This is a genomic window from Oligoflexus sp., assembly GCF_035638955.1.
Lineage (GTDB): Bacteria > Bdellovibrionota_B > Oligoflexia > Oligoflexales > Oligoflexaceae > Oligoflexus.
In genome coordinates this window covers 1-23,520 of the sequence record NZ_DASQYZ010000259.1, presented here as the reverse complement: position 1 = coordinate 23,520, position 23,520 = coordinate 1, and the positions used below count along the sequence as shown (strand labels likewise).

Genomic DNA, 23,520 nt, shown 5'->3' with positions numbered 1-23,520 from the left:
ATCAGATTTCAATGCAGGATAAATGCCATGTGTGAATCACGATAAGGACGATCCTAAACCAGTCATGACGACACCTCTTCATGACCCCGTCAAGCTGGTGGTTGATTCCATCTCCATGGTGGTCAAGGCTTCTCTAAAAAATCGAAGATCTGGACCACCAGTTGTTCAAGCCTGTGCTTGCTAAAAGGCTTGACCACCCAGGCCATGATATTCAGGTCCTTCACCTCCGACCCCTTCGATTCCACTTCGGTTGTAATCATCACCACAGGGCAAGCCACGCGCTTGCCTTCCCGCTCGAGCCTGCGAAGGACATCGATCCCATTCATGCCAGGCATATGATAATCAAGAAAAATAAGGTCGAACCTTTTGGGATCTTTGGCCAGCATCGCATAGCCTTGATCACCGTCATGCGCCTCCACAACCTGATAGTCAGGATTCCTGGACAGACTCTCAAGGATTTCATTGCGCTGGGCTTCGGTGTCCTCGACCACTAAAATTGTCTTCATAACACTTTCCTCGCACTTGAAGCTGCCCACTTTTTATGGAACTGGGCGACCTGAGCTTTGATTTTTTCATCCGACTGAGCGAGACGACTGACATGATGTTTCACCAGATCCAAAAGAACGTCGACGCCATGTGCGAGATCATAGGCGATCTCAATATAATGCAAGGCTTCCTCCTCTTGGCCCAGAGCGATATGGCTCCTGCCCATCAAAAGAATGGCTTCGAGCTGATAGAGACGAGGCAGCCGATACAGGAAACCCGAGACCTCCTGGATCTTCTCCAGACCCGCGTCCTTGTCATCATGAAGACACAACAGAAAAGCCTCGTAGGGGAGACAACGGGCACGTCCATATCGATAGCCTATGGCGTCAAACAGCTTGCCGGCAAGTTGCAATTCCACCTGAGCCTGGGCTGGGTCTTTGTCAAGGTTCAGCGCGCAAAGCGAAAGACGCAGGTTCGCTTGCATAAAGATTGTCAAATCATCCTGACTCTTGGGAAAATTCAGAAGACCCCGATTCCAGGTATTCATTGCTTCCTGGCGCGATGATCCCAGGCTGAAGCAAAATCCAGACAACAGGTAAGCAAACGAAATAAGCCATTCACTGTGGGCTTGAATAATAACTCGTTTGAACAAACGATGCCCGTCTTCCAGTTGGCCCGAGATCAGCAGAGCAAGACCTGAGATGAGGTTATAGCGGGCCATCACATCAAACAATTCGTGATTTTTGTGCTGGTCGTCCGGCTGGGTACTCCAACGTGCATGCTCCGAAAAATCCAGATCCATCAGAGAATGAAAGGCCATGCACAGTTTGTGGTTCACAAGGCCATCTTCCACGATGTCCGGATGCTGGGTCGTGGCATAAAGATTGGAGACGTCACGCCACAGATCAGAATACAATCCCATTCGAATCAGGTCATCGCCACGGATACGATCGGATGCGCTCCAAGATGCCGACGTTTTCTTGAGCGTCGGCGCAATCTCCGGAGAAAGCCAGGAGAGTTCACACTCCAGGATTTCGCTCAATCGCTGCAGTTTGGCTTCATCGATATATTCGACCTTACCCGACAGCCAGCGGCTGAACGTCTCACGCGTGACACCAATATCAACAGCCAGATCAGCTTTTTTGATCCGCTTTTGGGCGACGGATTTCTTAAGATTGGTAATGTTGAGCTTAATGCGATTCTTCACCTACAGTCACACCTCCGTCACAGAAGGTATCGACCCGAAATCCCACATTCCTTAGCCGTCGAACAAAGCTTTAATATTATCAATAGATTAGATTCATAGTCCAAAGTGATTAGGGCGCTTCGTGTGACGCTTCCGTCACATTTTTAGAGCCACACAAGATCCCGCATCGATTGCCTTATCAAGCCGGGGTCAACTCGGACGTCACATATTTCGAAAAGGATAATAACAAACGTCACAAAACGTTGAGCCAGGGAGGATGAGATGAAAGCTTTCGTGAATAAACATTTCTTACTGCTCGTCATCCTCTTTGGAGGCCTGTTCCTGGTCTTTAATCCCTTTCGTAAGAAAAAAATGGAGCAGCCTGCGGCCCGATCTATGTCCAGCCAGGCCGTGGAGCGCGTCCAGACAGAGTCCAAAGCCCCCGCAGTCACCAGTCCCAAGGCGAGCCTTCCGGAGCTACGCAACCAGGCTCGTGACCGCATGGCCCTCGGTGGCAGCACCTTCAAGCCTACGGTTACGTCCAAGGGCATGCAACTCAGTTTCGAAATTATACCCGTGGGCAGGGCTTGTCAGAATGGAGACATTGATCTGATCCGCAGTGTGACCGGTGACCAAGGCAATTTGCTTTTGACCGTGGAAGACAGCCAGCAAAAAATCCTGGTCGAGAAGACCATCCGTATCGCTCAGTTGAAATCGAAGCTCATCGTACCCATGATCATTCCGGCTCGGGATTCGCTGCAGCTCTACCGACTCTCCCTCTGCAGCGAGAACCGACGCAGCTCCTGCAGCAAGCTGAACCCGATCGATTTCAAAAAGCTCGAAAATGCGACCATCAAAAATCCTGGAGACAAGTCTTTCACCGCTGACTACCTGTTCTATACCTATAGCTTCGCAGCCTTTGAAGGTGGCCTTCATCTGTTTGACGGCACCATAGAACGGCCCGCATCCCAGTATCGCAAGTATCTGACCAGCCATGGCGGAGGCGAGTCCCAGTTCGACTTTCTGAGCAGGACTTTGGCCGAGGAAAAAAAGCTTGGCGTCGTTCCGATCCAGATCAAGGACAATCGGCTCACTCTGCCCCTTTACTACAATGACACCAGCACTTGTGAAATTTCCATTTCAAGGAGGGCACAATGAAAAATAACGAACAGGGCGGTATACTCCTCGATATCCTGATAGCCATGGGCATCCTCGTGATCGTCAGCACCCTGGCCATGAAAGCCAAACTGAATGCCAAAATTGTTGATGATAGAGCTTTCGCTAAAAGTTCCTCGGAATTCCAGCTGGAAGGCTTTACCGAAAAAGTGGGCACATTCGCTCTGAATCGGATTCCCATGCTCTGCAGCAATCAGCTGGGAATGGGCTCAACGTTTGACGTCAATGGGAGCAAGGCCACAATCAGCAGCATGACGAACCTGGCCGCCACGCCCAGAGACTTGGGATCGTTGAAAAATCGTTGCAGCAAGCCCAAACTCTCGAGCACGGGTCAGTTCTACTTTTGTATTGATATAGAGAAGAATCCTGACATCCATCCCAACAGTTTTCTTGGAGCGACCTCTAACGTAGCGGAATTGGCCATACGGTTGGTGGATCGATGGCAGCAGCCGATTGACTGCAACCGCTACAATAACAGTCTGTCCAAGGCGGACATCGGGATTCAAATCTACTACCGCCAGTACTGGACGCAGCCAAACAAAAACCGCGATACACATCAAAAAAGTGGGTTCTACTATGCCGTCCAATAACCAAGGCTTTTCCCTGATTGAACTCATGATAGCGGTCGCCATCCTTGCTCTGGCGGGACAGCAGTATGCCAGCTACAGTGTGCGGCAGGAAGAGAATGCGATGCTTCAAACCGCGCAGAGGGACGCTCGTGATCAGCTTATGACGGGCTTGAACCTGATTCGAAAAAACATGAAAAGCAAAGTGCCCGACACAGCCGTTGAAGTCCAAGCCCATCGCCTCTCGTTTGAACAGGAACAGGCCGACGGCTTGCGGGCCAGGGTCACCGTTTCGAGCCTGTGTCGCAAAATAAATGGCGAAACATTCGTCCTGGGAAATGCCAACGCTGCGGATAAGGGCTGCTATCAGGGACTGGCCTGTGATGGACTGCCCTTTGTGGAGGTCCTCACCGAATCGGGTGGTCTGGAGAAATCCCGAGTGAGTTATCCCGGCCTCAATCAAGCCCATCAACAGCTGAAAAAGCGAAGTGGCGTTGCCGGTTCTGCCCTGTGCTTTGAAACATTGGGAGATCGTATCAAGATCCACGGCCTTCAGCTCGTGCACGAACGCCAAAAGCAGAACCCAACCAAGGTGACCTTGCACGGCATGATCAATCAGATTCCCATGCAGCAGCGTAACTCAGTCAGCTTTATTCGCTAATGAGGTTTGAGCCATGAAATGTCAGCGTGAAACCGGTAATCTTTCCCTTGGCATTATATTGATTGGCGGCATCATGGGTTTGACCACACTGATGAGCCAAAACAAAAAAGTGGAGCAATCGCTGCAAACCTCACACGTGAGGAAATTATCTCTGGAGTCCGAGGAGCTGTCGCTGTATGCCTTCACGGTCGTCAGGCAACTCTTTGCCAATACCACCGGCCAAGCCGGTCTGGAGCTGGCCAATAGCTTTGATCCAGATACGTTGGCCGATATCCGCATGACTCAGGTCACGCCTGCGCCGAACAATAAAGTTAAAATCGTCTCGGCCCGGGACTTGATTGTCTTCGCTCCGGACCTGCTGACCCAGGAAACCTCAAGGATGAATGGGCTGTTCGAAGCCACCAATTTTAACAGTCTGGACCGTAAACTGACGCCGATCGCCATGCAGATTGTGGATTTTGAACCTTATCCCAGCGGCTACGGTGTCAAGAGCCTGATCTTTGAAAGCAAGATTGAACTGACGGTTCAGAATCAAAAAAAATTACATACCAGCCGAGCGCGTATCCCTGTGCCCCTCCCGCCTGCGGCCTGTCAAATTACGGTCCAGGGACAGGCGGGCAACGGGCCGGTCACCATCAAGCAAACAACAGCGGCCCAACCCATTGCGATCAATGCCACCTGCAGCGGAACACTCCTGGCAGTGTATTTGGATGTGAACCAGATTCAGGTCGCCCAATCCCTTCTGCCCCAAACGCTGTCTCCAGTTTTCACGGATCACATGCTGTCCAGCCCGGGCCAATACGAACTCAGAGTTCGGGCCAGCCGTGTGGATGAGTCCGTAGTCGTCAGCGTGCCCTTCGTCCTTTTTGTCGAAGGACCGACCGTTGTTTCATCGAAAACGGACTATATGAAATGCCTCTATAAATGCGGCTGTGAATGGCCGGCTTTCGCGGAACCCAACCTATGCGCGGGCTCGTCTGACTTCGTCAATCCTTTTCATAATATGAGAGGGTTGACCGCGTTGCCTGAGATTACCGGCAACCCCATTACGGATGCAGCATCGCGTAACATTCTCGGTCAATGGGCCTACGATCGCGGCGCCTTGAATGAGAATGAAACGCATGGCACCAAACTGCAGGGCCTGCTCTATCCGAGTAACGGCTATGGTTCAAAATTAGCCTGTTCCAAAGTCGGCGGCGGTGGCAAATGGCTGACCTGGGCCTTCGATCCCAATAATAACTGCCAGGAAGAGTTCATCGGCAGCCGTGGCACGATCGGTTGCCTCGCCGAAGGCAGTCTGGTCATGACCGGGCCAGGCCGCTATAAGCCGATTGAATCCCTGACCCGCGAGGATCGCATTTGGAATCCGAAACTGCAGCGGCATTTTGCAATTAAAAAACTCGTGCATGGCATGGAGAGCAAGGACCTGCATGTGATCACCGTCGGCGGAAAATCCCTTACCATGACCTATGATCACCCGGTTCTGACGCAGAGGGGTTACCTTCAGGCGGCTCATCTTAGCGGGAGTGATCGACTGTGGATCGGATCGCAGCTGCAGCCCATCACGGAACATCGTGTTCAAAAGCAGGCAAGCGCATCGACGGTCTGGAATCTTGTCGTTGACGACGCGACCACATGGGACGAGCATCTGATTTTCGTCGAAGGTGTGGCGGTTGGTGACCTTTGGATGCAGGAACAGCTGAGCCGGGCCCAGGGCACGAGCCTTACTTTTGTGAAATAATAGGTCGAATGAACCGTTATAACTTCATTAAGGCGGCCAGCAACCGTTAGGAGAGATACGGGAGGTCTGGCCCATGCGTCGCGCTTTTTTTATCATGCTCATCGCAATCCAAGCTCTGGCGTCCGGGCTTTGGGCAGGACCTCGGGTTATCGACGGGACTCTTGATTTGCGAGAGTGGAATGGTCGCGACAGCATGGATCTGTCCGGACTGTGGTTATCTGCCGAGAATCAGTTACTGGATGGGCCTGCGGCCACCGCGCTTTCAGCGGAAGCCTGGACCCCGATTCCTGTGCCGACATCGGGCCCTTTTCCCCAGGAGATCACCCAGGGACAGGCGCAACGTACATATCGTCTGCGGATCCTGGGTCTTCGTCACGATCATGCGCTTGGCCTATATATTCATCGTATCCGAACGTCTGTCCGATTCATTCTCTACCAGCCTCACACTCAGCAGCAGGATATATTTCAAGAGCTTGGCCGGGTGGATGCCGCCAATGAAAAAAGAGTCCCGGTTTATACGGCCAATAATTTTGCCAGACTCCCTCGCGCGGAAGGCGAAGCGATCCTGCTCGTGCAGGCCACGGCCCGCATCTTTGACCAGAAGCCGCTCACCCCTTTCGGGCTGGTTGAGAAACTGCAACTCGGACCTGCCGACGTGTTCGAGAAGAAGGCTCGGCAGCACTATTATGAAGTCTTTTTGGTGCTGGGGCTCTTTCTGCTGCTGGTGGTCTTTAACCTGGCCCTGTTTATCCAGCGGCCGACGGAAAAGGCGAACCTTTATCTGTCGTTTTTCGCCCTATGTTTTGGCTTGCGTTACATTGGGACCGAAGGCGTGCTTGCCCAATGGGTCGTGACGCCGACCTTAGGCCAGTTTTATATGCAAAATGTTCTGACTCTTTTTAGCCCAACCTTGGCCAATATTGGGCTCGGCCTCTTTCTTTGCAGCACCTTTCCAAGGCAGGTCCCACGGATCATGCCCGCTTTCGGTGTCGCGATCCTTCTCTATCAGCTCGCGACCAGCCTCATCATATCCCTGAACTTCACCCAGTCGCAGTTTGTGCCCCAGACCTTGATTTTACTGGCTCTCTTTTTGGTCTATTGCGGCTGTATTTTCCGGGCCACGCGGGCGCGTGAAGAAGGGGCCATGCTTGGACTCTGGGGTTTCGGGATGGTTTTTGCCTGTCACCTGAATGATTTTTGTGTGGCCATATTGGGTTTCCCATCGATTTATCTGGGTCAATACAGTCTCGTTTTCCTAATCTTCAATCAGTCCCTCATTGTCGGCCGCCGCTTTGCCCTTACTTTTGATCGGATGCAGATCATGAGCGCCGAACTGCAGACGCAGAATACAGTCTTGGAAGAGAAGCAGCGCGAGATCGGGATGCTGAACACCAGCCTTCAAGAATACGCACAAACGCTGGAAGAAAAAGTTGAGGAAAAAACCCGCGTCGTCAAAGGTCTGCTGGATCATATTCCTCAGGGCGTGCTGTCCATCGGTTCCAAAGGTATTATCGCCAATGATAGCTCAGCCCACCTGATGCAAATCTTCGAAAACAGGGAAGTCACAGGACAACCCTTCAAGACGGCCATACTCGATGCCTGCGACATGGACGCCGATGTGAGAGACCAAATTTGGCAAACGATTCTGGCCTGCATGGACAGTCACGTTCTGAGTTTTGATGTCAACGCTGATAAGTTGCCCCCCGAGATGATCTTTTTGGGTCAGCAGAAAAAAATCCTGCGTGTGACCTGGAATATGCGGAGCAAACATCATCTCATTGATTCCATCCTGGTGACGTTCCTGGATATCACGGCCGAGAAGGCTTTGGAAATCGAAACCCAGAAACAGCAAAAAGAGATCCAGCGCATTCAGCAGCTCGTTGAAATCTCGGCCGAGAAGTCCCATCAATTCTTCTCGACTTCCGCTCCCCTGCTGCAGGAGATTCAGGATACGCTGCAGTTTCATAGCGAAAGACTTGACAAGGATCGCATCAAATTGCTCTTCGTCAATGCGCACACGGTCAAGGGCGCTTCCCGAACCTTGCGCCTGCATGCCTTGACCGAGACGATTCATGCGCTGGAAAGCGAATACAGCCTGATCCTGAAGGACAATAGGTCCATTGATATAGGCAGGCTCCGCAGCGACATCCACGAGGTTATGGCGACGTTTCGTGACTACATTCGTATCAATGAGGAGAAATTGAATCGAACCTTCGATAACTCCACAGTAGCGATAGAGCGGGATTTCCTTGAGGAACACTATCACTTGATCAAGGATTTCATCGGCAGCAGGTCCCTGGATCACGGGCAGTTTATTGAGGCGTTCCATGCCCAAGCCAATCGCCTGGCTGGTGTGATATTCGAGGAATTGCCCGCCGTCTTTGACGACTACAAGGACATGGCGAAAAAAGTGGCCAAGGACATTGGACGTGAGGAGCCTCTCTTCGATTTCAATATTCCCCCTCTTTCCCTCTCGTATGATAATCGAGCCATTCTGGATAAATGCATGATTCATCTGATTCGCAATGCTCTGGATCACGGGATCGAAAGCGGGGAGGAACGCCAAAGACGGGGTAAACCCGCCCGCGGCACACTCTTCTGTCATGCGACGGTGGAAGGGGATGCACTTCAGCTCATCATCAAGGATGACGGCAAGGGGCTTGCCTTGCGGGCCTTACACGAAAAAGGTCTAAAATCGGGCCGCCTGCATGCCAAAAGCAGTCCACTGGACATGGCCCGGACTATTTTTGAGAGTGGGACATCGACGGCTCATCATGTGACAACGGATTCCGGGCGAGGCATTGGCATGAGCGCCGTGCTCAGCTTTTTGAATCAAACCGGTGGAACTATTGAAATCGTCCTGGGTGACGAAAAGCTCGATAGCCCGGGTTATTATGACTTTCATTTCACACTCACGTTCCCGCCAGGGGAAAATACCCTCAGCACGCTCCGGAATGCCGGCTAAGGCGTTCCCGTGCGAACGTAAATAATATATGAAGGACAGCCCAGTAAAATTCATAAAAAATATCTGGAGCTTCGTCCGGATTTGAGTAAGATGAGCGGTATATCACATATAAAATATACGCGGTGGCGGGGGGACGGTATTGCCTAAGGTGCTCTTAGGCGATATTTCTGGCTAAGGGGTGCCTGCGGTTGAGATAAGCATGCAGGCGCTTATAGACCCTCTCCCAAGTGTCATGATGCACCCCACGGGTTAGGTCGGACAGACCGTGCTTGATGCCGAGACTGACAAAGCATCGGTCAGTCGGCGCCGCTGTGCGCGTTTTGAGCGCCATGAAGCCCATGCGATTGAAAATATTTTCGGTCTGCTGGGTGCATTCAAACACGAGAAAGCTGAAATCCGCCTGAATCGAGGCCCGTAGACACTGCTGCATGATGGGCACAAGGATCGACGGCAAAGGGTAATCGGGATGATGTCTGAAGTCGAGGATTTCGACCACTGATTTTCGATAGAACTGGTGATTGTAGACACCTGAACCAAAGAATGCGGAACCCTGCCGGACATCCGGTACAAAATTGAGTTTCATCGTCGCAATCAAGGTGTTCTGCCGATAGAACGATAGAATCCTGGCGCTCTTCAACTCCTGATCCGAGACATACTGCCGAGGAGCCAGAAAACTGGGTTTCAGCAGGGCGGCCTGAGAATCCGTCATATCACGCGGTGAAAACTGCACCCGCAGCAAAAAATCGAGATAAGGAATGGGAAAGCCGGCATCCACGATCTGCTGCACATGAAGCTGAGGCTTCTGAATCATACACATCTTGGCAAGCTTGGCCTGTGTTCGTTCGGTGCGCTGGGAAAAATTCAGCATCAGCACGTCGTCCGACCACGAATCCTGATTCGGCACGGATCGATTCACGATCAGTTCCTCAACAAAACTTGGTGAACCAGGGATATTGAAGCGGGCCTGCACGGGCTGACCGGGCAGAAGAAAATGCCTGTTTTCAAGGGGAGCCACTAGAATAAAATCGGGATGAACAGCCCGCAGGCTGAAGTATTCGTGCTCGGCAAAGAAGATTGGGTTCTCGATTTCAACAAAACCGCTGGTCTCGGCTCCGAGATTAATGACCCGATTGAGGCGCGGATCCACCTCGTCTTTTTCTGAGCCCTGATCGCCAGCTAACACCGAAACCCCGACCCGCAGATACTGAAGGCCCTGCGAGGTGAAAACATTCTTATTGCGAATTTCAACGGAGCTCATGAAGTAGCGGCGCGCGTCGTAATAGAGCTTGAGCTGAACGACCCGTCCTATGGACAATTCCGCATCGATCTGCGGTTCACAGACAAAGGCCAGTCCGGTTTCCGAAAGACTGATGACCTCACCACCGACAATCCGGGATCCATCGAGGATCAGGAAGGCCCGAATATTTTCGCCAAGGTAAAGTTCCCGCCTTTGCGCGCGCTTTTTCAGCAGCTGACGGTTCTGATGGGTCATGACTTTCCTCGTTTTAGGCACTTTCACGCTACCATCCAGCTTCGGCCGAGGGGTTAAAATCCTTAAGAAGTATTGAGTTTCAAACAGTAATGTCCAGGGGTTATGAAGCGACTTTACCGTCGGTTTTTAACGCTTCACCGTCGATCTCCAGACACATAAAGAGTCAGCCCATCATCAAAGATTTGAACGCTCGTTTGCGAATAATCAGGCATGGATGAAATCTGAACCTTGGCATGCTCATGCGTGGCGGTGATGGCCAGCACCTGCATGCCGGCTCGCTGTCCCGCTTCAATCCCCGCCTGAGCATCTTCAAAAACCAGGCAGTCTTCCGGGCGGAACCCCAAACGTTCCGCAGCCAATAAAAAACCATCCGGAGCAGGTTTGCCATGAATAATATCTGCCGCGGTGATCAGGACCCGGGGCTCGGGAATGCCAGCAGCTCGCATGCGCGCTGCCGCCAGCGCTGGCGTACAGGACGTAACAATCGCCCAACGCTCGGGGGGGAGGTGGTGCAGAAATGCTATCGCGCCAGGAATGGGGACCACGCCCTCCGTGTCCGCAATCTCGGCGGCCGTCAAACGATCCGCTTCCTCGGGCTGCGCCAAATGGGGTGCGAGAGCCTGCATCGTGTCGAGGGCCCGACGCCCATGAATGACGTTTTTCAGAGTCTCCCAGGGAATGCCATGACGCTGCCCCCAGGCACCCCACACCCGATTGACGGCGGCGATGGAATTGATCAAAGTGCCATCCAGATCAAAGAGGAAAGCGTGCGCCCGCAAATGCATGTTATCTCCGATGTGACGGCGTTGTTCCACAGACAGAGGGCATGATGCATGAGTCCTTCTCGCAAAACCAGCTATGAAGATGCGTTTTCGGGTCGAACCAAGGCGATTCTGCGAACCTTAAGCAACATTATTTTGGACAGCGGCCTGGATGTGCGCACCAAACATATGTTTGGGCACAAAGCGTTCCTGCTCAACGGCCGGCCTTTTTTATTGATAGGGGAATGGGCCCGGGACGAACGTCCAGCTGAAGACATTGTGACCATCCGGGAACGGGGTCGGGAGGAACCGACCCTGATTGTCATTCCTCTTGATGAACCGATGGCTCAAGAGATTCGCGCGATGCATGGCGGGCTTTATTTTGCGCCCAAGGGGTCCCGGCTTAAATTTTGGATTTCCCTGACCGGGCCCTGGCTCGGCGAAGAGGAAGCCATCCAGCCCTTGATCCTTCGTCTGCTGGAAGCCTATTCGCACTTACCTATGAAACAAGGCGTTGCGAATCCGGGGCGGCGGGTTTGAGAACCGCCGCGTCCTTGTTGCTATAAGGGCGCCTGCTCCGGAGTATTGGTATCCTGAGGTGTCACCTTCCATAATTGATTCGGCTCGCTGTGACATTTCCACAGATGCACATTGCGCTCCGTGCGCCAGCCGTTGGCCGAGTTCAGATCAATATCGAGACAACGTCCGTCGAGCCTCGACCGAATGCTAAACCAACCCTCGCTTTCCTCGATCAGATCGAACTGCTGGGTGACAACATCAGCACACGGAGCAATCTGAACATTATTATTCTGAGTCCAGGGTTCTGTGGCTTCGGTATCGATGTCGAGGCAACCATTCAACGCTTGCAGTTTGAGGGTTGTCTCACCGGTTTCGAGCTGCACGGCCAGCGTGGTGAATTGCTGATGATCATCACCGTCACAGGCCAGCGCTTCCACATTGCGGTCGGTTCGCCAGCCTGCAGCTGGATCATCGTTTATACCCAGACAAAGGTTGTCCTTATAGTTGCTGCGAATGATATCCGCTGAAGCCCAAGAGCTTCCGCACAGCGCCAGTAACAAAAATCCCATCTTTTTCATGGCAAACTCCAAGCAGTTTTTCATGAAGATAGGAAGATTGAGGAAGGCAGTTAAATTGATTAATTATAAAGCAGGGGAATGCCGCATGAGCAATTACCAGGATGCGGCACGGCCTTCCCTGCATTCCATCTATCTCGGCATCACGTCCCGATTTCACCGCCGTCGTCCCGGGTCACGACTACGGTGGCTGAGCGCGGCCGGGTTTGACCGTCGCTGGCGGGGAAGCTCAGCGTCGGATGCTGAATATTGACGAACATCGAGGTATGCGCAGGATTAAAAGCAATGCCCGTGATTTCACAGCCGCGAGGACCAACCATGAAACGGCGGATTTCCTGCGTCTTCGGATCAGCAGCCAGCATTTGATTCAAACCCAACGCCTGGTTTTCGGCAGCAGCGTCGTCATAATCGGTCTGGATCCAGAGTCGACCCGTGCGATCAAAAGCCAATCCATCCGGACTGCCGAAGATGTCGCCTTGAATATTCCCCTTGAGATTCGCAGCGCTCGCATTGGGGTCACCGCAGAGCACGAAAATATCCCAACGGAACGTAAGGGACCGGGGGTTATTCCCTTCCTCGGCAAGTTTAATGATGTGACCGTACAGATTTTTTTCACGCGGGTTCACGGCATTGATCGCCTGACGACCGTTATCGGTGCCACGGTTTTTGTTGTTGGTGAGCGTCACGAAGATCTCGCCCGTTTTCGGGGAAACTGCAACCCACTCAGGACGATCCATGGGGGTGGCACCGACGTGATCCGCCGCCGCTCGTGCATGGATCACGACCTCGCCCTGATCGGCAAAGCCATTGATCCGGTTCAAACCATTTTTTCCATGCGTGAGTTCCAGCCACTCGCCGGTTCCGTCTTCGTGGAATAAGCCCACATAGAGGGTTCCGTTGTCCAGGAGCTGCCCGTTGGCGGCAGCATCATTCGCCTGGAATGCCCCCTTCGGTACGAACTTGTAAAGATATTCGCCGCGGGAATCATCACCCATATAAAAGGCCAAATTTCCTGCTGCATCCTGGAGGCACTCGCAGTTTTCATGGGAAAACCGGCCCATCGCGGTCCGCTTCACAGGGGTCGATTGCGGGTTGAAGGGATCGATTTCCACAACCCATCCGAAGCGGTTCACTTCATTTCCATAACCAAGGACCGTTGGATCGCTCGACGGGCTGAGATTAAAACGTGGATCCGTGGTTTCCCACTGCAGTTCCGACTTTTCCAGAACACCATAACGTTGCAGTTGCGGTCGACTCTTAAGATCCGCAGCATTGGGATTGGCGAAATAGTTCTGGAAATTCTCTTCGCAGGTCAGATAGGTGCCCCAGGGTGTGCGGCTGGAGGCGCAGTTATTCAAAGTGCCCAGGACGACCTTGCCATCCGGATCCCCGGACGTTCGCATCCTGGGGTGGGCGGCAGCAGGACCGCTGACGTGCATGGGAGTGTTCATATGAATACGACGTCCCCAACGGGAGTCAGGAACCACATCCCAGGCTCCACCTTTCGAGCGTCGAATTTCTATGACGCTGACGCCATGAACCACCTGCTCCTTGCGTACTTCCGGCAAAGGCCGTCGTCCCTCGGCATCGACCGTTGGGCCCTGGGGATGCAGGGTGCTGGGCTCAGCCGATTCATGATTCATCACCAAAAGCCCATGATCCGTTTCCTCAGGGAAAGGATAAAATATCATTCCATCATGCGACTGGCCGGCAAGTCGCTCCAGTTCCTCGGCTGTGTTGCTGCCATCCTTTTTCCAGCTCGTAGCGCCGCTCGTGACCGGATCGCCCCAGGCGAACAGCGTTTGATACCGATAGCCCTCGGCAAGCATGACACCATCAAACGACTTATCAAAAATAGCCGGCACACTGGCAAAGCCCAGCAGGGCGACCTCAGGAGGCGTCAGCGGCATGGCACCGTTGCGCGGCGCTTCCGGACTGGCATCACCACTCTTCTTGCTGTCTCGATCGCAGCCCGGCAACAGGGTCCCGAAGAGGCCTGCGGCTGCCATACCAAGACCCCCGGCGAGCATGCGGCGGCGACCCATGCGGGTTGCGATGAGGTCCTGAAGGGGCCGCGTGAGACGGTCTGCTGATGAGTCTGAAGTTATGTCCGTCATCTCAGTCATGCCAGGATCTCCCAAGGTTGATCGAATGATGCCGCTTTTGTAGTCGAGTCCTTGCAGAAGAAGTTAAAGGATCCATAAAACTTCAGTGAATATTCAGAGGCCACAGCTACGGCAATATTAACCGCAGACTTATTCCCCCTTTCCATAATCCCTTTATGATCGCGCCAAATTCATAAAACGTGAGGTCAATTCATGAACCTTCGAAAACACCTGCTGTCAACTCTCGCCTGGGCTCTTTTGCCTGCCACGCTCTCGGCCCAGGACAAAGTCAGTGGTTATGTTTTTCATGACGTGAACGCCGATGGCAAGAAGCAGCCGACCGAAGAAGGCCTGGCTGGGGTCCTTGTTTCCAATGGTCTGGAGGTGACACCAACCGATGCGGAAGGGAAATATAAGCTTTCCATACGGGATGACATGATCATTCATGTGATCAAACCCAGTGGTTGGAAACTCCCTGGCAACGATGTGCTTCCCAAATTTTATTTCGTTCACAAGCCCTCGGGATCACCGCAGCTTAAGTATCGAGGCGTCGCTCCAACGGGACCCCTGCCCGCCTCCCTTGACTTCCCACTCTTGCCGAGTGAGGAGCCGCGATCGTTTTCCGCCCTGGTTTTCGGGGACCCTCAGCCGAATAGTCTCCAGGATGTTGCGTTCTTTGAAAAGGACATCATCGAGCAGATTCCTAATCCGGAACAGTACGCCTTTGGAATTTCACTCGGTGATATCGTCAATGACAATCTTGATCTTTATCCCGCCATCACCGCCGCCACAGGACGCCTGAAACTGCCCTGGTTCCATGTTTACGGCAATCATGACATGAACTATGATGCCCGCAACTTTGCAACGCTCTCTGCCGACGAAAAAGATCACCTGGCCGACGAAACATGGGAACGTGTGTTTGGTCCGGCGAATTACGCTTTTTCCTATTCCGGTGCCACCTTCGTCAATCTTGACGACGTCTATTATCCCACGGCTTCAGGCGGCTATATTGGTGGCCTGCGGGAGGATCAGAAGATCTGGTTCACCAATCTCCTCGCGCAGCTCGACAAGGAGAAGTTTTTGGTCGTGAGTATGCACATTCCGCTGTTCGACTCGTGGCGCGCCGCGGACCTTCAGTTTTTTCTGAAGGCCTTGAGTCCCTTCAAAAAAGTATTAACGATGTCCGCTCATAGCCACATGCAGCAGAGCTATTTTTTCCGCAAAGAGGACGGCCGCGGCTGGGAGGGCCTGACGCCTCATCATCACTTCAATGCGGGCACGACATCAGGCAGCTGGTGGGGCGGAAAATTTGATAGTGAGGGTGTTCCTGAAACAACCATGAGAGATGGCACACCGAACGGCTATGCGGTGCTTTCCATCCAGGATGATCAGTATAGGATTGAGTTTCATCCCACCCGTTATGAGGGGAATTCCAAGGGCATATTGTACGTGAAGCCCGACCTGACAGCCTCCCGCATGCTCAACGTCAAAGCCAACCTCTTCAACCTGTCCGAGCAGGCCCGGGTTTCCATGCGATTTGTCGATCAGAATGGAACGACGGGTCGTTGGCTGCCCATGCGCTTTGCGCCGCAGTTCGATCCCATGTATGTGGAGAAATATGACTTTATGTTGGCTCATCCCAAGACGGGCCGCAATCTGCCCGCTCCTGCCAACAGCTATCATTTCTGGGAAGGTGATCTTTCAGATAATGTAGGTAGTACGAAGGTGGGTGGAACGGTCCAAATCAAAGCAGAAGACTTCTTCTGCGAAAGCTTTGAGATGTCCTACGATCTTCGCTGAAATAAAAACGGCCCATCAGTTTATGATGGGCCGTCCTTTGTTCAACCATACCCTGCATGAGCTCAGCCGTAATCACTGACAGCTGTCCAATCATCTCTCTCGTACGCCCCGGAAGCATCGCGGAAACGCGGATCATATTTTGTTATGCGAAATGCCACCATCCTTGGCCTCCGATTCTAATTCAGCCAAGAAGCTGCGAAAAGACTCAGGACTGCCCCCTTGCCCTCGAAAGGTATTGCTGTTATGCAGTTGGGCTTCCTCACAATTTATTCTCTAGCTCGCTGTGGCTTCGCATCCACGTTGCGTTGAAGTTGTACACTCGATCAAACGTCCGGCGTACTCCAGCCATAAGCTTTCCCGAGTCGACGAGGAAGCAGAAAGCTTTGGCTGGAGGTCAGAGGACCGAATACGCAGAGCGTAATGAAGAAACTCCCCGAAAATGATAGTTATGGAGATTTCATTTCAGAAAAAAGGGTGTTATGGGGGCGGAAGGCGACCTTGGATATAGAGAATTGTGAGCAATTTTGCATCGTAGCTCGTATAGTTTTTCCCAGCGCGACTTAAGGAAAGAATCCTCGCAAGGAACTATAGATTTAAAGTATCGATTCCAGTTTGATTCTGGAACATGGTCTTGAAGGCTGGGCAATTCATCCATGTGTTTCATTTTTGTAATCTTCGAATATAGATCATCAACGTTTTTATTATTAGGATACCAATCAAAGAGGATATATCCAAGATGATTGAAATCCAATTTGTAAAGTGCATCGAGATAGTCTTTGTCAGCTTGGTCCTGTCCCCCTCTGTTTTTCTTACCGGCAAGAATTTTCTCAACATCAGGAGGCAATGTGTCCTTTGTCCATTCACGTCCTATGGTTATTAGCATGAAATTGGCAATTAGATGGCGCATAAGATTTTCGATGTCGTGAATCATTGGATATGATTTAATTGCAAAATATCTCGATACATCATCGCGCAAAGTTTCAACATCGCCTTGCGAAGAAACGACTATTGTTCTTATGGCTTTGAGTAGATTTTGGCGGTATACTAATTTCCTGTGCCTGTGCCGCTCAAGAGAGCGTTGATGAAAATTATCAACCGTGGACCTTGCAGTATGGAATGGCGCCTGGAAAGTACAATTTAGTTTCCATGCACGCGCTGACCGAAGTTGGTGCGCAAGGGAAAATAGGCATTTCCTATATCAAGGGCGAAGATCAGCTCAGCGTATTCCACGAACAATTCATTCCGACAGCATTCGGCTATAACCGCTATGCATCCGATCGATTGTCTTATCAGATGATGGCTGTTAAGTATCAGTACCCTTTGCAGCTTACTTTTGGATAAGTGTAAGTGCAGGTCGTTGGGAGGTGCACGAAACAAAAGAACTCGGCTACACCCTAATCTATTCTTGCAACGACTGTGATAGCTATCTCAAGTCCACAAATGGTCAGGCCATGGACATCGATATTTCCAAAAACTATGGCAGTATTGGTTTGAGCTGGCAAACCCAATTTCTGCCACATGTTTCTATTGGTATCATTGCGTTTGATTATGTCTTCAAGGGAGATTCGTCAGGCGTGCGTGTGAATTCCATCAATAGCTACAACCATGAGGAACGAGACGCCTGCATGCGGCCACGGTGAAATACGCTCGACGTGACTACTTCCTCCCTCCGCAGTTCATGCTTCAAATCAGTTTCTGATGGGAGCACCAAATCAGGTTATACCACCTGCATAGGTCCACAGCGATTGAGTGAAGGTCAAGAAAAAACGCTGTCAGCTTTGGCATGACTTTAATCCAAAAGATCTTTAGGATGCGATTTTAAAAAGCGAAGCCCGCAGTAACAGTCATCACAGTATACGTATCCTTACGAAGCTTTCTTTCAATCCCCTCGATCAGGTCATCACTCATCGTGTCTGGGTGTTCCATTTCGAAACTGTATAAGGCAACCTGCCTGCCCCAGGTTATGACATTAAAACCAAATTGGAAATTCGTAGCGGTTGGCCACAAGAGTCCAAAGGTCCCTTGCACGTCTATCGTCTGAATTTCCCAGGTGGAAGTTGGTCCGAGCGTGTAACCAATCTCGCGCGTAACTGGATCAAACGTATCGAATTTACAACGCTCTGATCCCGATATCTTTCGAAATGCGGGGCCAGCGCCGGCCCGAAATAGTCCATATGATCCTCTGAGCATTGCGCTAAAAATACTAATCGTATTTCTGGAATCGCTAATACGCCATGTGAGAGGGCGGTAGTTTAAATACCCAGCTTCAACTCCGAAATTCGAAGAGAAGTATCGTCCCACCTGAATACCTTTGATTTGCGCTCCTCCTTCGAGCATGATCCAGTTTGGTTTTGATGAAACGTCTACGGCTCTGTCCTCACTAAAAGAAAGCAGAGGCCATGCTGATGTCATGAGATAGACAAAGCGATTCAAAAGCATAGGGCTCTATTCCTTTTAAAATTACGTCAATCAGTATAAAATACGTTTGTGAAGTTAACAAGTACCCGTGGGAGTGAGGCCGCCGTGATTTTTGGAAAGTTCGTCATTCATCATTGTCATCCCAGGGCGTGGCTTTCTTTTTTTCTGAGTATACTCTTTGTTCAAGCTGGATGTGGAAATGGTCCGGATCCCAATTATGATGATTTCAGCGAGTTTTGTGCACCACAAGCCCAGACTGTGAGAAGTATTGTGATTCATTCGACTGATTCATCAGAAATTCGCTGCTATGAATTATTTGAACCCGGAAACTGCCAGCTTCAATTAAAAAGCGAAAAAGGGTTGCAACTGCCAGAACAGAAACCCTTGCCATGTTCGATACACCAAGGCCTGTCGCCTGACGGGCGGTTGACTTGGGAATTCTATTACGATGCAAAGCTGATACAGTCGTTTGAAGGTCCTCGTTCGTGCCAGATGATGAATCCAAGTCTTGGAGAGACTGATTACACAAGCCTGAAAAATTGCCAGGAATTAATGGACTGAGGCGTTTTTTTAGATAAGCATTTACACGTGACAAGACCTGCCTCAGCCCTGAGCAGAGCCTGGATCTTTTCCCGAAAAGAACATTTTCAATTTGATGCGAATAGAGAGATTCGAACTCTCACAGTGAAGGCACCTGCTCTCTGACTGCCATGAGACGGCGGTTATGCGCGATCAATGGGGGTGTTGAGCAATGTTTTCGAAGCCAGGTTGAGGTAGACGGATTCAGATTCATTCCCCCCTCCTTGGATGAGCGGTTTCGCTCCACTATGCAGACGATCCATATTATTCGGATGACGTTCAACGAGGATGTTCCAGCTGAGTCCCCATGCTCCATAAGCGAACGCAGGGATAGCTTTGTAATGGGCGAGGCCGACTTCGGAGACGACCTTGAGCGTCAGGGTAGGACTTTCCTGAGCGTAAGGGTCTGCAGGTCCATTGTCTGGCCAGCTATCGAGACTCTGCTGGAGATGTAACCAGACATGGGTGTAGCAAAACTTGACCCCTTTTGTTACAAAATCGGCGTTGTAATAAAAACGAACGTTTTTGATACAGACTTGGTGCTTTTGACGCACCTATCCATCTTGCGGAACTGTAGGGTAGTGGTGTGCCCCTGAAGGCGGGGGAATTGATCAAACAGCGGAAGTGGGCAGCGAGGGTTCGCGCTTTCTAGTGAGCCAGAGCGTCGGAACCAAGAGAACTGGGGAGGCCCCCTGAACGTTTTCTTTGGCGCCCGCCCTATTGGGCTTCGGCCTTCTGGAGCTTGCGCACCATCTCTTCGAGGAGGGGAAGCCTGACCTCCGCCGCTGCCAGAGGCTCGCCGATGCGAAGGCTCAGGCGCGCGCGGAAACCTCGTGGCAGTTTTCGCAGAGCCGCACCACCCTTCCGGCTGAACATGGAACCCCAAAGACCGTCGAGGGCCATGGGAATGACCGGCACGGGCGTTTCCTGGATGATACGTTCGATGCCGGGCTTGAAGGGCATCATTTCGCCAGTCCAGGTGATGGCGCCTTCGGGGAAAATGCAGATAAGTTCCCCCTTGCGCAGTTCCTCGGCAATTTTTACGAAAGCTCTTTCCTTAATTTCGGGACTCTCTTTCTGAGGCGCAATGGGAATTATCCTTGCCTGCCGCGTGAGGAACGAAACGATGGGGAGGGACGCCATGCGATGGTCCATCACAAAACGAACGGGACGTCGAATGCTTCCAGCGATGATAAGCCAGTCGACAAAGCTGATGTGATTGCAGATCAAAACGCACGGTCCCGAGTCCGGAATGTTGCTCAAGCCTTCCACATGACGGCGGTACATCAGCTTGCTGATGATCCAAGCCAGAAAGCGAAGCAGGAACTCGGGCAGCAGCCTATAGATGTAAATCGCCACGGCCGCGTTCAAAATTGCCAGCACACCAAATATTTGAGGCACGGTCAGCTCCAGGCTCAATAGGATCGCAAGCATGATCGAAGCCACGGCCATGAAGAGTGAATTCAGGATATTGTTGCCGCCAACCACTCGCGATTGACGGGCTTTTTCCACGCGCTGCTGAATCAGAGTATAAAGCGGCACTGTGAAGAACCCGCCGCAGATGGACATCCCCAAAAGGTCGAAGATGATACGCAGGCCCTGGGCTGTCTGAAAAAACGCAGCCAGATCCAGAGGCCCAGTTCCATCCAGGCGCATCCAGGCAAGGTCAAGGGTAAAGAGGGTCATACCCATGGAACCAACCGGAACCAGCGCCAACTCCAGGTTTCTTCCCGAGATTTTTTCCACGAGGATTGACCCGAGGGCGATCCCCGTACAGAAACAGGCCAGCATCAGCGTGATGATGGCCTCGCTGCCATTTAAAGTTTCGTTCACATAGGTCGGAAAGAGCTGCAGAAGGGCCGCGCCGAAGAACCAGAACCAGGAAATGCCAAGGATCGAAAGAAAGACCGATCGCTTCTCGCGCGTCATGCGGAGAACTTCAAAGGTCGGTTTCATTATGTTCCACGAGACTGGAAGTCCGGGTTCGGCTGGCGTGAGACGTGGGATCCTCAGGCTGATGATCCAGCCGAGGAGCGACGTGACGAAGCTGGCTATCGCCACCAGGAGCCAGCCCTGCGGGAGTATAATCAGAAAGCCCCCAAGGATGGTGCCCAGAAGGATGGCAAGGAAGGTACCCGTCTCCACCCAGGCATTGCCCTGTATCAATTCCTCATCACGCAGAATCTGGGGAAGTATGGAATATTTCACGGGCCCGAAAAAGGTCGAGTGGACTCCCATCAGGAAGACACCGGCGATGAGGATCGGCAGGGATTCCATCCAAAAACCCGCTGCACCGAGCAGCATGATGAAGACTTCCGCCAGCTTTACAATATGAATGATGCGCGTCTTGGAGTACTTGTCGGCCAGCTGTCCTGCAAAGGCCGAGAAGACAAAAAAGGGCAGAATGAAAAGACCCGAGATGATGGTAATGACGATCGCCGGCGAGAGACCCATGAAGGTCAGTCCCTTGGCCGAGACCAGAATCACCAGAGCATTCTTAAAAAGATTGTCATTGAACGCGCCCAGAAGCTGGGTGCCATAAAATGGCAGGAAGCCCTGGGATTTAAGAACGCTGCTGCCTCGTGTATTATCTTCATTCAAAGCACGGTCCCCCTTTTCTTCCATTATACTTCAGCCTGAAGTCATTGGCGAAAAGTTCAGCATGGCGGGCAGCCCATGGAGGAGGAAAGAAGTGGCTGGCGGACCCAAAAAGAGGAAGTCCCCGCTACAAACAGTAAGCTGGTGAATACAGGTTTCGCGTCAGGCCGATGTGCAAGCCTTCTGCCCAAAATGAAGACGGGAATAACGGTCAAGGCAGTTACGATGTCTCGTAGCGTTCGAAAGACAACCAGAGGCAGAGCGGCTACCATAAAATCAGAGAGCCAAAGATGAAAAATGAAGTCGAATGCTGCTAAAAATAGCACGACCAACCTCATTTCATTTACATATTCGTTTCCGATTATCCCCACCAATTCCTTATCCTATGCGGTTTGCAAACGCTCTACAGTACACTCGGGGGAAGAAATGAAGGCATATGGGTAGTATCTTCGTTCTCAGGTCGCAGGATTAAAGTCACCAACCGCTATTACTGGGCCTAACGCACTGGGCCATATAAGCTCTTTCCACTCCTAAGGCAGCTTAAATTCTTCATCTTCGATGTAGTCACACTCACAGCCTGGGTAAGTCCGTGCTATTCTCCTGGGAAACCTGCGAGGTTTCCGTATCATTGCCGTAACAGCCCTGCAGCAATGGATGAAAGGATTTGACGGTGGGGAATGACGCTTCGATTTTCCTTAAGATGATCTGAGCTGGCCTGCGTCGTCTTTTAAAGGCGATAGCTGAGCACGATCTGTAGCGGCTCAAGATAATCTCTGCGCCCATACGCGACGATCTCCGCATGAACGCGATTACGCTCCTGAATATTGTTAATGTTGATCGCGTCCACCTTGATGGCTGAAGTGTCGCCTTTAACGACATATTCGGTTTCGAAGCCCAGGGAAAGGTTCGCGCTGAGCGGGGTATCCCAGATTTGGTGCTTTAAAGCATCTCGGGCTGGTCGATTTGATGAGACAGAATGTAGTTTCACGTAATACAAACGGTAGCTTAACAAATTTTGGCTGCAAGCATCCCGGCCCGTTAGGCAATGCGCTCATATACATATTCAGTTCCAGAACGCTTTTTCTTCGTCGGTGGTCCTGTCGGGAGATTCAAATGCACAAGGATCTCTCGGATGGTTTCCTTGCGAATGATCGCAGCGATGACCCGCACATGCCCACCGCAGTGAGGGCAAATCGTAAGATCGATACCGAAGGTTCTTTTGAGCAGTTCGACCCAAGGAATATATCTCGAGGGCTTTTCTGCCTCCTCCTCCAGATCTTCGCCAGGCAATTCTTCCAATGGAACACCCAGGGTCGACTTTTTTTCAGCAGGCCCAGCATCGATCTCCTGACGTGGAACTATCAGTGGCCTGAGTTTGCTGTGGGATGAGAGGCAACCATAATAATTGACTTGATGCCGATAGGGAGGAGGAATGATCGCTGCCAACTTTTCGATAAATTCAGGTGGAGAGAGCAGGACATGAGTAGCGCCATCGAAGGATTTTTTCAACTCATAGAGGATATTGCTATGTTGATCGAGGCTGATCTTATCATGCGCCACGGGGCCCCGACCAAGATATCGAAGGAGTTGCTCAATTCGATCGCGCTCGTGCGCCTTGATTGAAGTGGCCGCATGAATGGAAAATCCGTTTTTAGAAGCGCAGCCATAGCCCTGACTTTTTGGAATTTCCTCCTCATAACCAAAGGAGCCGCCGATGCGCCGAACCTTAAGCCCCGACCTTGGTCCAAGGGCTACCCGGCTTGAGATGGAAGCTCTTTTCAAATGAGATAGCGTCAAATCTTCAGCACTCGATTGATCAGCAATACAGACTTCCTCGCTTTGAGATGAAAGCCTCCCCGACTTTCGCAAATATTTTATAACTCGCCGCGACA

At 51.6% G+C, this 23,520-nt stretch carries 22 protein-coding genes; 10 read left to right on the top strand and 12 right to left on the bottom strand.

The features are described 5' to 3' along the window. Positions 1-122: 122 nt before the first annotated feature. Positions 123-506 (bottom strand): response regulator, encoded by a 384-nt coding sequence (locus tag VE954_RS24375; protein WP_324957715.1) that lies wholly within the window; start codon positions 504-506, stop codon positions 123-125. Next, a complete protein-coding gene (locus VE954_RS24370) occupies positions 503-1,693 on the bottom strand; it encodes a helix-turn-helix transcriptional regulator (protein WP_324957713.1) in 1,191 nt (396 codons plus the stop codon). The genes VE954_RS24375 and VE954_RS24370 overlap by 4 nt, the downstream gene beginning before the upstream one ends. A gap of 261 nt (positions 1,694-1,954) precedes the next feature. Here VE954_RS24370 and VE954_RS24365 point away from each other — a divergent pair, with 261 nt between their 5' ends. From VE954_RS24365 to VE954_RS24345, 5 genes are all read left to right on the top strand, one after another. Then, positions 1,955-2,830, top strand: coding sequence for a hypothetical protein (locus VE954_RS24365; RefSeq protein WP_324957711.1), 876 nt, complete (start codon positions 1,955-1,957; stop codon positions 2,828-2,830). Next, positions 2,827-3,438, top strand: a complete 612-nt coding sequence (locus tag VE954_RS24360) for a hypothetical protein (RefSeq protein ID WP_324957709.1) — start codon at positions 2,827-2,829, stop codon at positions 3,436-3,438. Before VE954_RS24365 ends, VE954_RS24360 begins: the two co-directional genes overlap by 4 nt. Continuing rightward, positions 3,425-4,075 carry a prepilin-type N-terminal cleavage/methylation domain-containing protein gene (locus tag VE954_RS24355; RefSeq protein WP_324957706.1) on the top strand — a complete coding sequence of 217 codons (651 nt, stop codon included), beginning with the start codon at positions 3,425-3,427 and terminating at the stop codon, positions 4,073-4,075. Before VE954_RS24360 ends, VE954_RS24355 begins: the two co-directional genes overlap by 14 nt. Before the next feature lie 13 nt (positions 4,076-4,088). Beyond that, the gene (locus VE954_RS24350) at positions 4,089-5,816 is read left to right on the top strand and encodes a Hint domain-containing protein (RefSeq protein WP_324957704.1); all 1,728 of its coding nucleotides are present in this window, start codon (positions 4,089-4,091) and stop codon (positions 5,814-5,816) included. Positions 5,817-5,889: 73 nt separating this feature from the next. Then, complete coding sequence (locus tag VE954_RS24345; protein WP_324957703.1) at positions 5,890-8,781, top strand: 7TM diverse intracellular signaling domain-containing protein; 2,892 nt, start codon at positions 5,890-5,892, stop codon at positions 8,779-8,781. 154 nt (positions 8,782-8,935) lie between these two features. Here VE954_RS24345 and VE954_RS24340 read toward each other — a convergent pair whose 3' ends face one another. Next, the gene (locus VE954_RS24340; protein ID WP_324957701.1) at positions 8,936-10,273 is read right to left on the bottom strand and encodes a hypothetical protein; all 1,338 of its coding nucleotides are present in this window, start codon (positions 10,271-10,273) and stop codon (positions 8,936-8,938) included. A gap of 134 nt (positions 10,274-10,407) precedes the next feature. Then, a complete protein-coding gene (locus VE954_RS24335; RefSeq protein ID WP_324957699.1) occupies positions 10,408-11,058 on the bottom strand; it encodes an HAD-IA family hydrolase in 651 nt (216 codons plus the stop codon). Between the two features lie 48 nt (positions 11,059-11,106). On the opposite strand from VE954_RS24335, the gene VE954_RS24330 reads away from it, so the two are divergent. Next, positions 11,107-11,574: a hypothetical protein gene (locus VE954_RS24330; RefSeq protein ID WP_324957697.1), complete on the top strand. Its 468-nt coding sequence runs from the start codon at positions 11,107-11,109 to the stop codon at positions 11,572-11,574. Between the two features lie 20 nt (positions 11,575-11,594). Here VE954_RS24330 and VE954_RS24325 read toward each other — a convergent pair whose 3' ends face one another. Both VE954_RS24325 and VE954_RS24320 read right to left on the bottom strand, forming a co-directional pair. After that, the gene (locus VE954_RS24325) at positions 11,595-12,131 is read right to left on the bottom strand and encodes an RICIN domain-containing protein (protein WP_324957695.1); all 537 of its coding nucleotides are present in this window, start codon (positions 12,129-12,131) and stop codon (positions 11,595-11,597) included. Between the two features lie 140 nt (positions 12,132-12,271). After that, complete coding sequence (locus VE954_RS24320; RefSeq protein WP_324957693.1) at positions 12,272-14,254, bottom strand: PhoX family phosphatase; 1,983 nt, start codon at positions 14,252-14,254, stop codon at positions 12,272-12,274. Between the two features lie 192 nt (positions 14,255-14,446). Between VE954_RS24320 and VE954_RS24315 the strand changes: the two genes are divergently transcribed. Further along, positions 14,447-16,033 (top strand): calcineurin-like phosphoesterase family protein, encoded by a 1,587-nt coding sequence (locus VE954_RS24315; RefSeq protein WP_324957691.1) that lies wholly within the window; start codon positions 14,447-14,449, stop codon positions 16,031-16,033. A gap of 457 nt (positions 16,034-16,490) precedes the next feature. On the opposite strand, the gene VE954_RS24310 is transcribed toward VE954_RS24315, so the two are convergent. Continuing rightward, on the bottom strand, positions 16,491-17,009 hold the full coding sequence (locus VE954_RS24310) for a hypothetical protein (RefSeq protein ID WP_324957689.1): 519 nt from the start codon (positions 17,007-17,009) through the stop codon (positions 16,491-16,493). 140 nt (positions 17,010-17,149) lie between these two features. On the opposite strand from VE954_RS24310, the gene VE954_RS24305 reads away from it, so the two are divergent. Then, on the top strand, positions 17,150-17,374 hold the full coding sequence (locus tag VE954_RS24305) for a hypothetical protein (protein WP_324957687.1): 225 nt from the start codon (positions 17,150-17,152) through the stop codon (positions 17,372-17,374). Positions 17,375-17,397: 23 nt separating this feature from the next. Continuing rightward, a complete protein-coding gene (locus VE954_RS24300) occupies positions 17,398-17,673 on the top strand; it encodes a hypothetical protein (RefSeq protein WP_324957686.1) in 276 nt (91 codons plus the stop codon). 178 nt (positions 17,674-17,851) lie between these two features. Here VE954_RS24300 and VE954_RS24295 read toward each other — a convergent pair whose 3' ends face one another. Beyond that, the gene (locus tag VE954_RS24295; RefSeq protein ID WP_324957684.1) at positions 17,852-18,472 is read right to left on the bottom strand and encodes a hypothetical protein; all 621 of its coding nucleotides are present in this window, start codon (positions 18,470-18,472) and stop codon (positions 17,852-17,854) included. Between the two features lie 84 nt (positions 18,473-18,556). Here VE954_RS24295 and VE954_RS24290 point away from each other — a divergent pair, with 84 nt between their 5' ends. Further along, complete coding sequence (locus VE954_RS24290) at positions 18,557-19,012, top strand: hypothetical protein (protein WP_324957682.1); 456 nt, start codon at positions 18,557-18,559, stop codon at positions 19,010-19,012. A gap of 161 nt (positions 19,013-19,173) precedes the next feature. Here the strand turns inward: VE954_RS24290 and VE954_RS24285 are convergent, their stop codons facing one another. The 4 genes from VE954_RS24285 to VE954_RS24270 form a co-directional block, all read right to left on the bottom strand. Next, the gene (locus VE954_RS24285; RefSeq protein ID WP_324957680.1) at positions 19,174-19,584 is read right to left on the bottom strand and encodes a hypothetical protein; all 411 of its coding nucleotides are present in this window, start codon (positions 19,582-19,584) and stop codon (positions 19,174-19,176) included. 163 nt (positions 19,585-19,747) lie between these two features. Beyond that, on the bottom strand, positions 19,748-21,631 hold the full coding sequence (locus VE954_RS24280) for an MFS transporter (protein WP_324957678.1): 1,884 nt from the start codon (positions 21,629-21,631) through the stop codon (positions 19,748-19,750). 724 nt (positions 21,632-22,355) lie between these two features. After that, on the bottom strand, positions 22,356-22,616 hold the full coding sequence (locus VE954_RS24275) for a hypothetical protein (RefSeq protein ID WP_324957676.1): 261 nt from the start codon (positions 22,614-22,616) through the stop codon (positions 22,356-22,358). 50 nt (positions 22,617-22,666) lie between these two features. Then, the coding region (locus tag VE954_RS24270) for a transposase (RefSeq protein WP_324957674.1) at positions 22,667-23,520 on the bottom strand (854 nt) is incomplete at its 5' end.

Excerpts from the sequence above, each read along its gene's own strand:
- VE954_RS24375 (WP_324957715.1), bottom strand. The coding sequence starts at position 506 with ATGAAGACAATTTTAGTGGTCGAGGACACCGAAGCCCAGCGCAATGAA.
- VE954_RS24365 (WP_324957711.1), top strand. The coding sequence starts at position 1,955 with ATGAAAGCTTTCGTGAATAAACATTTCTTACTGCTCGTCATCCTCTTT.
- VE954_RS24360 (WP_324957709.1), top strand. The coding sequence starts at position 2,827 with ATGAAAAATAACGAACAGGGCGGTATACTCCTCGATATCCTGATAGCC.
- VE954_RS24355 (WP_324957706.1), top strand. The coding sequence starts at position 3,425 with ATGCCGTCCAATAACCAAGGCTTTTCCCTGATTGAACTCATGATAGCG.
- VE954_RS24350 (WP_324957704.1), top strand. The coding sequence starts at position 4,089 with ATGAAATGTCAGCGTGAAACCGGTAATCTTTCCCTTGGCATTATATTG.
- VE954_RS24345 (WP_324957703.1), top strand. The coding sequence starts at position 5,890 with ATGCGTCGCGCTTTTTTTATCATGCTCATCGCAATCCAAGCTCTGGCG.
- VE954_RS24340 (WP_324957701.1), bottom strand. The coding sequence starts at position 10,273 with ATGACCCATCAGAACCGTCAGCTGCTGAAAAAGCGCGCGCAAAGGCGG.
- VE954_RS24335 (WP_324957699.1), bottom strand. The coding sequence starts at position 11,058 with ATGCATTTGCGGGCGCACGCTTTCCTCTTTGATCTGGATGGCACTTTG.
- VE954_RS24330 (WP_324957697.1), top strand. The coding sequence starts at position 11,107 with ATGAGTCCTTCTCGCAAAACCAGCTATGAAGATGCGTTTTCGGGTCGA.
- VE954_RS24325 (WP_324957695.1), bottom strand. The coding sequence starts at position 12,131 with ATGAAAAAGATGGGATTTTTGTTACTGGCGCTGTGCGGAAGCTCTTGG.
- VE954_RS24320 (WP_324957693.1), bottom strand. The coding sequence starts at position 14,254 with ATGACTGAGATGACGGACATAACTTCAGACTCATCAGCAGACCGTCTC.
- VE954_RS24315 (WP_324957691.1), top strand. The coding sequence starts at position 14,447 with ATGAACCTTCGAAAACACCTGCTGTCAACTCTCGCCTGGGCTCTTTTG.
- VE954_RS24305 (WP_324957687.1), top strand. The coding sequence starts at position 17,150 with ATGGCGCCTGGAAAGTACAATTTAGTTTCCATGCACGCGCTGACCGAA.
- VE954_RS24295 (WP_324957684.1), bottom strand. The coding sequence starts at position 18,472 with ATGCTTTTGAATCGCTTTGTCTATCTCATGACATCAGCATGGCCTCTG.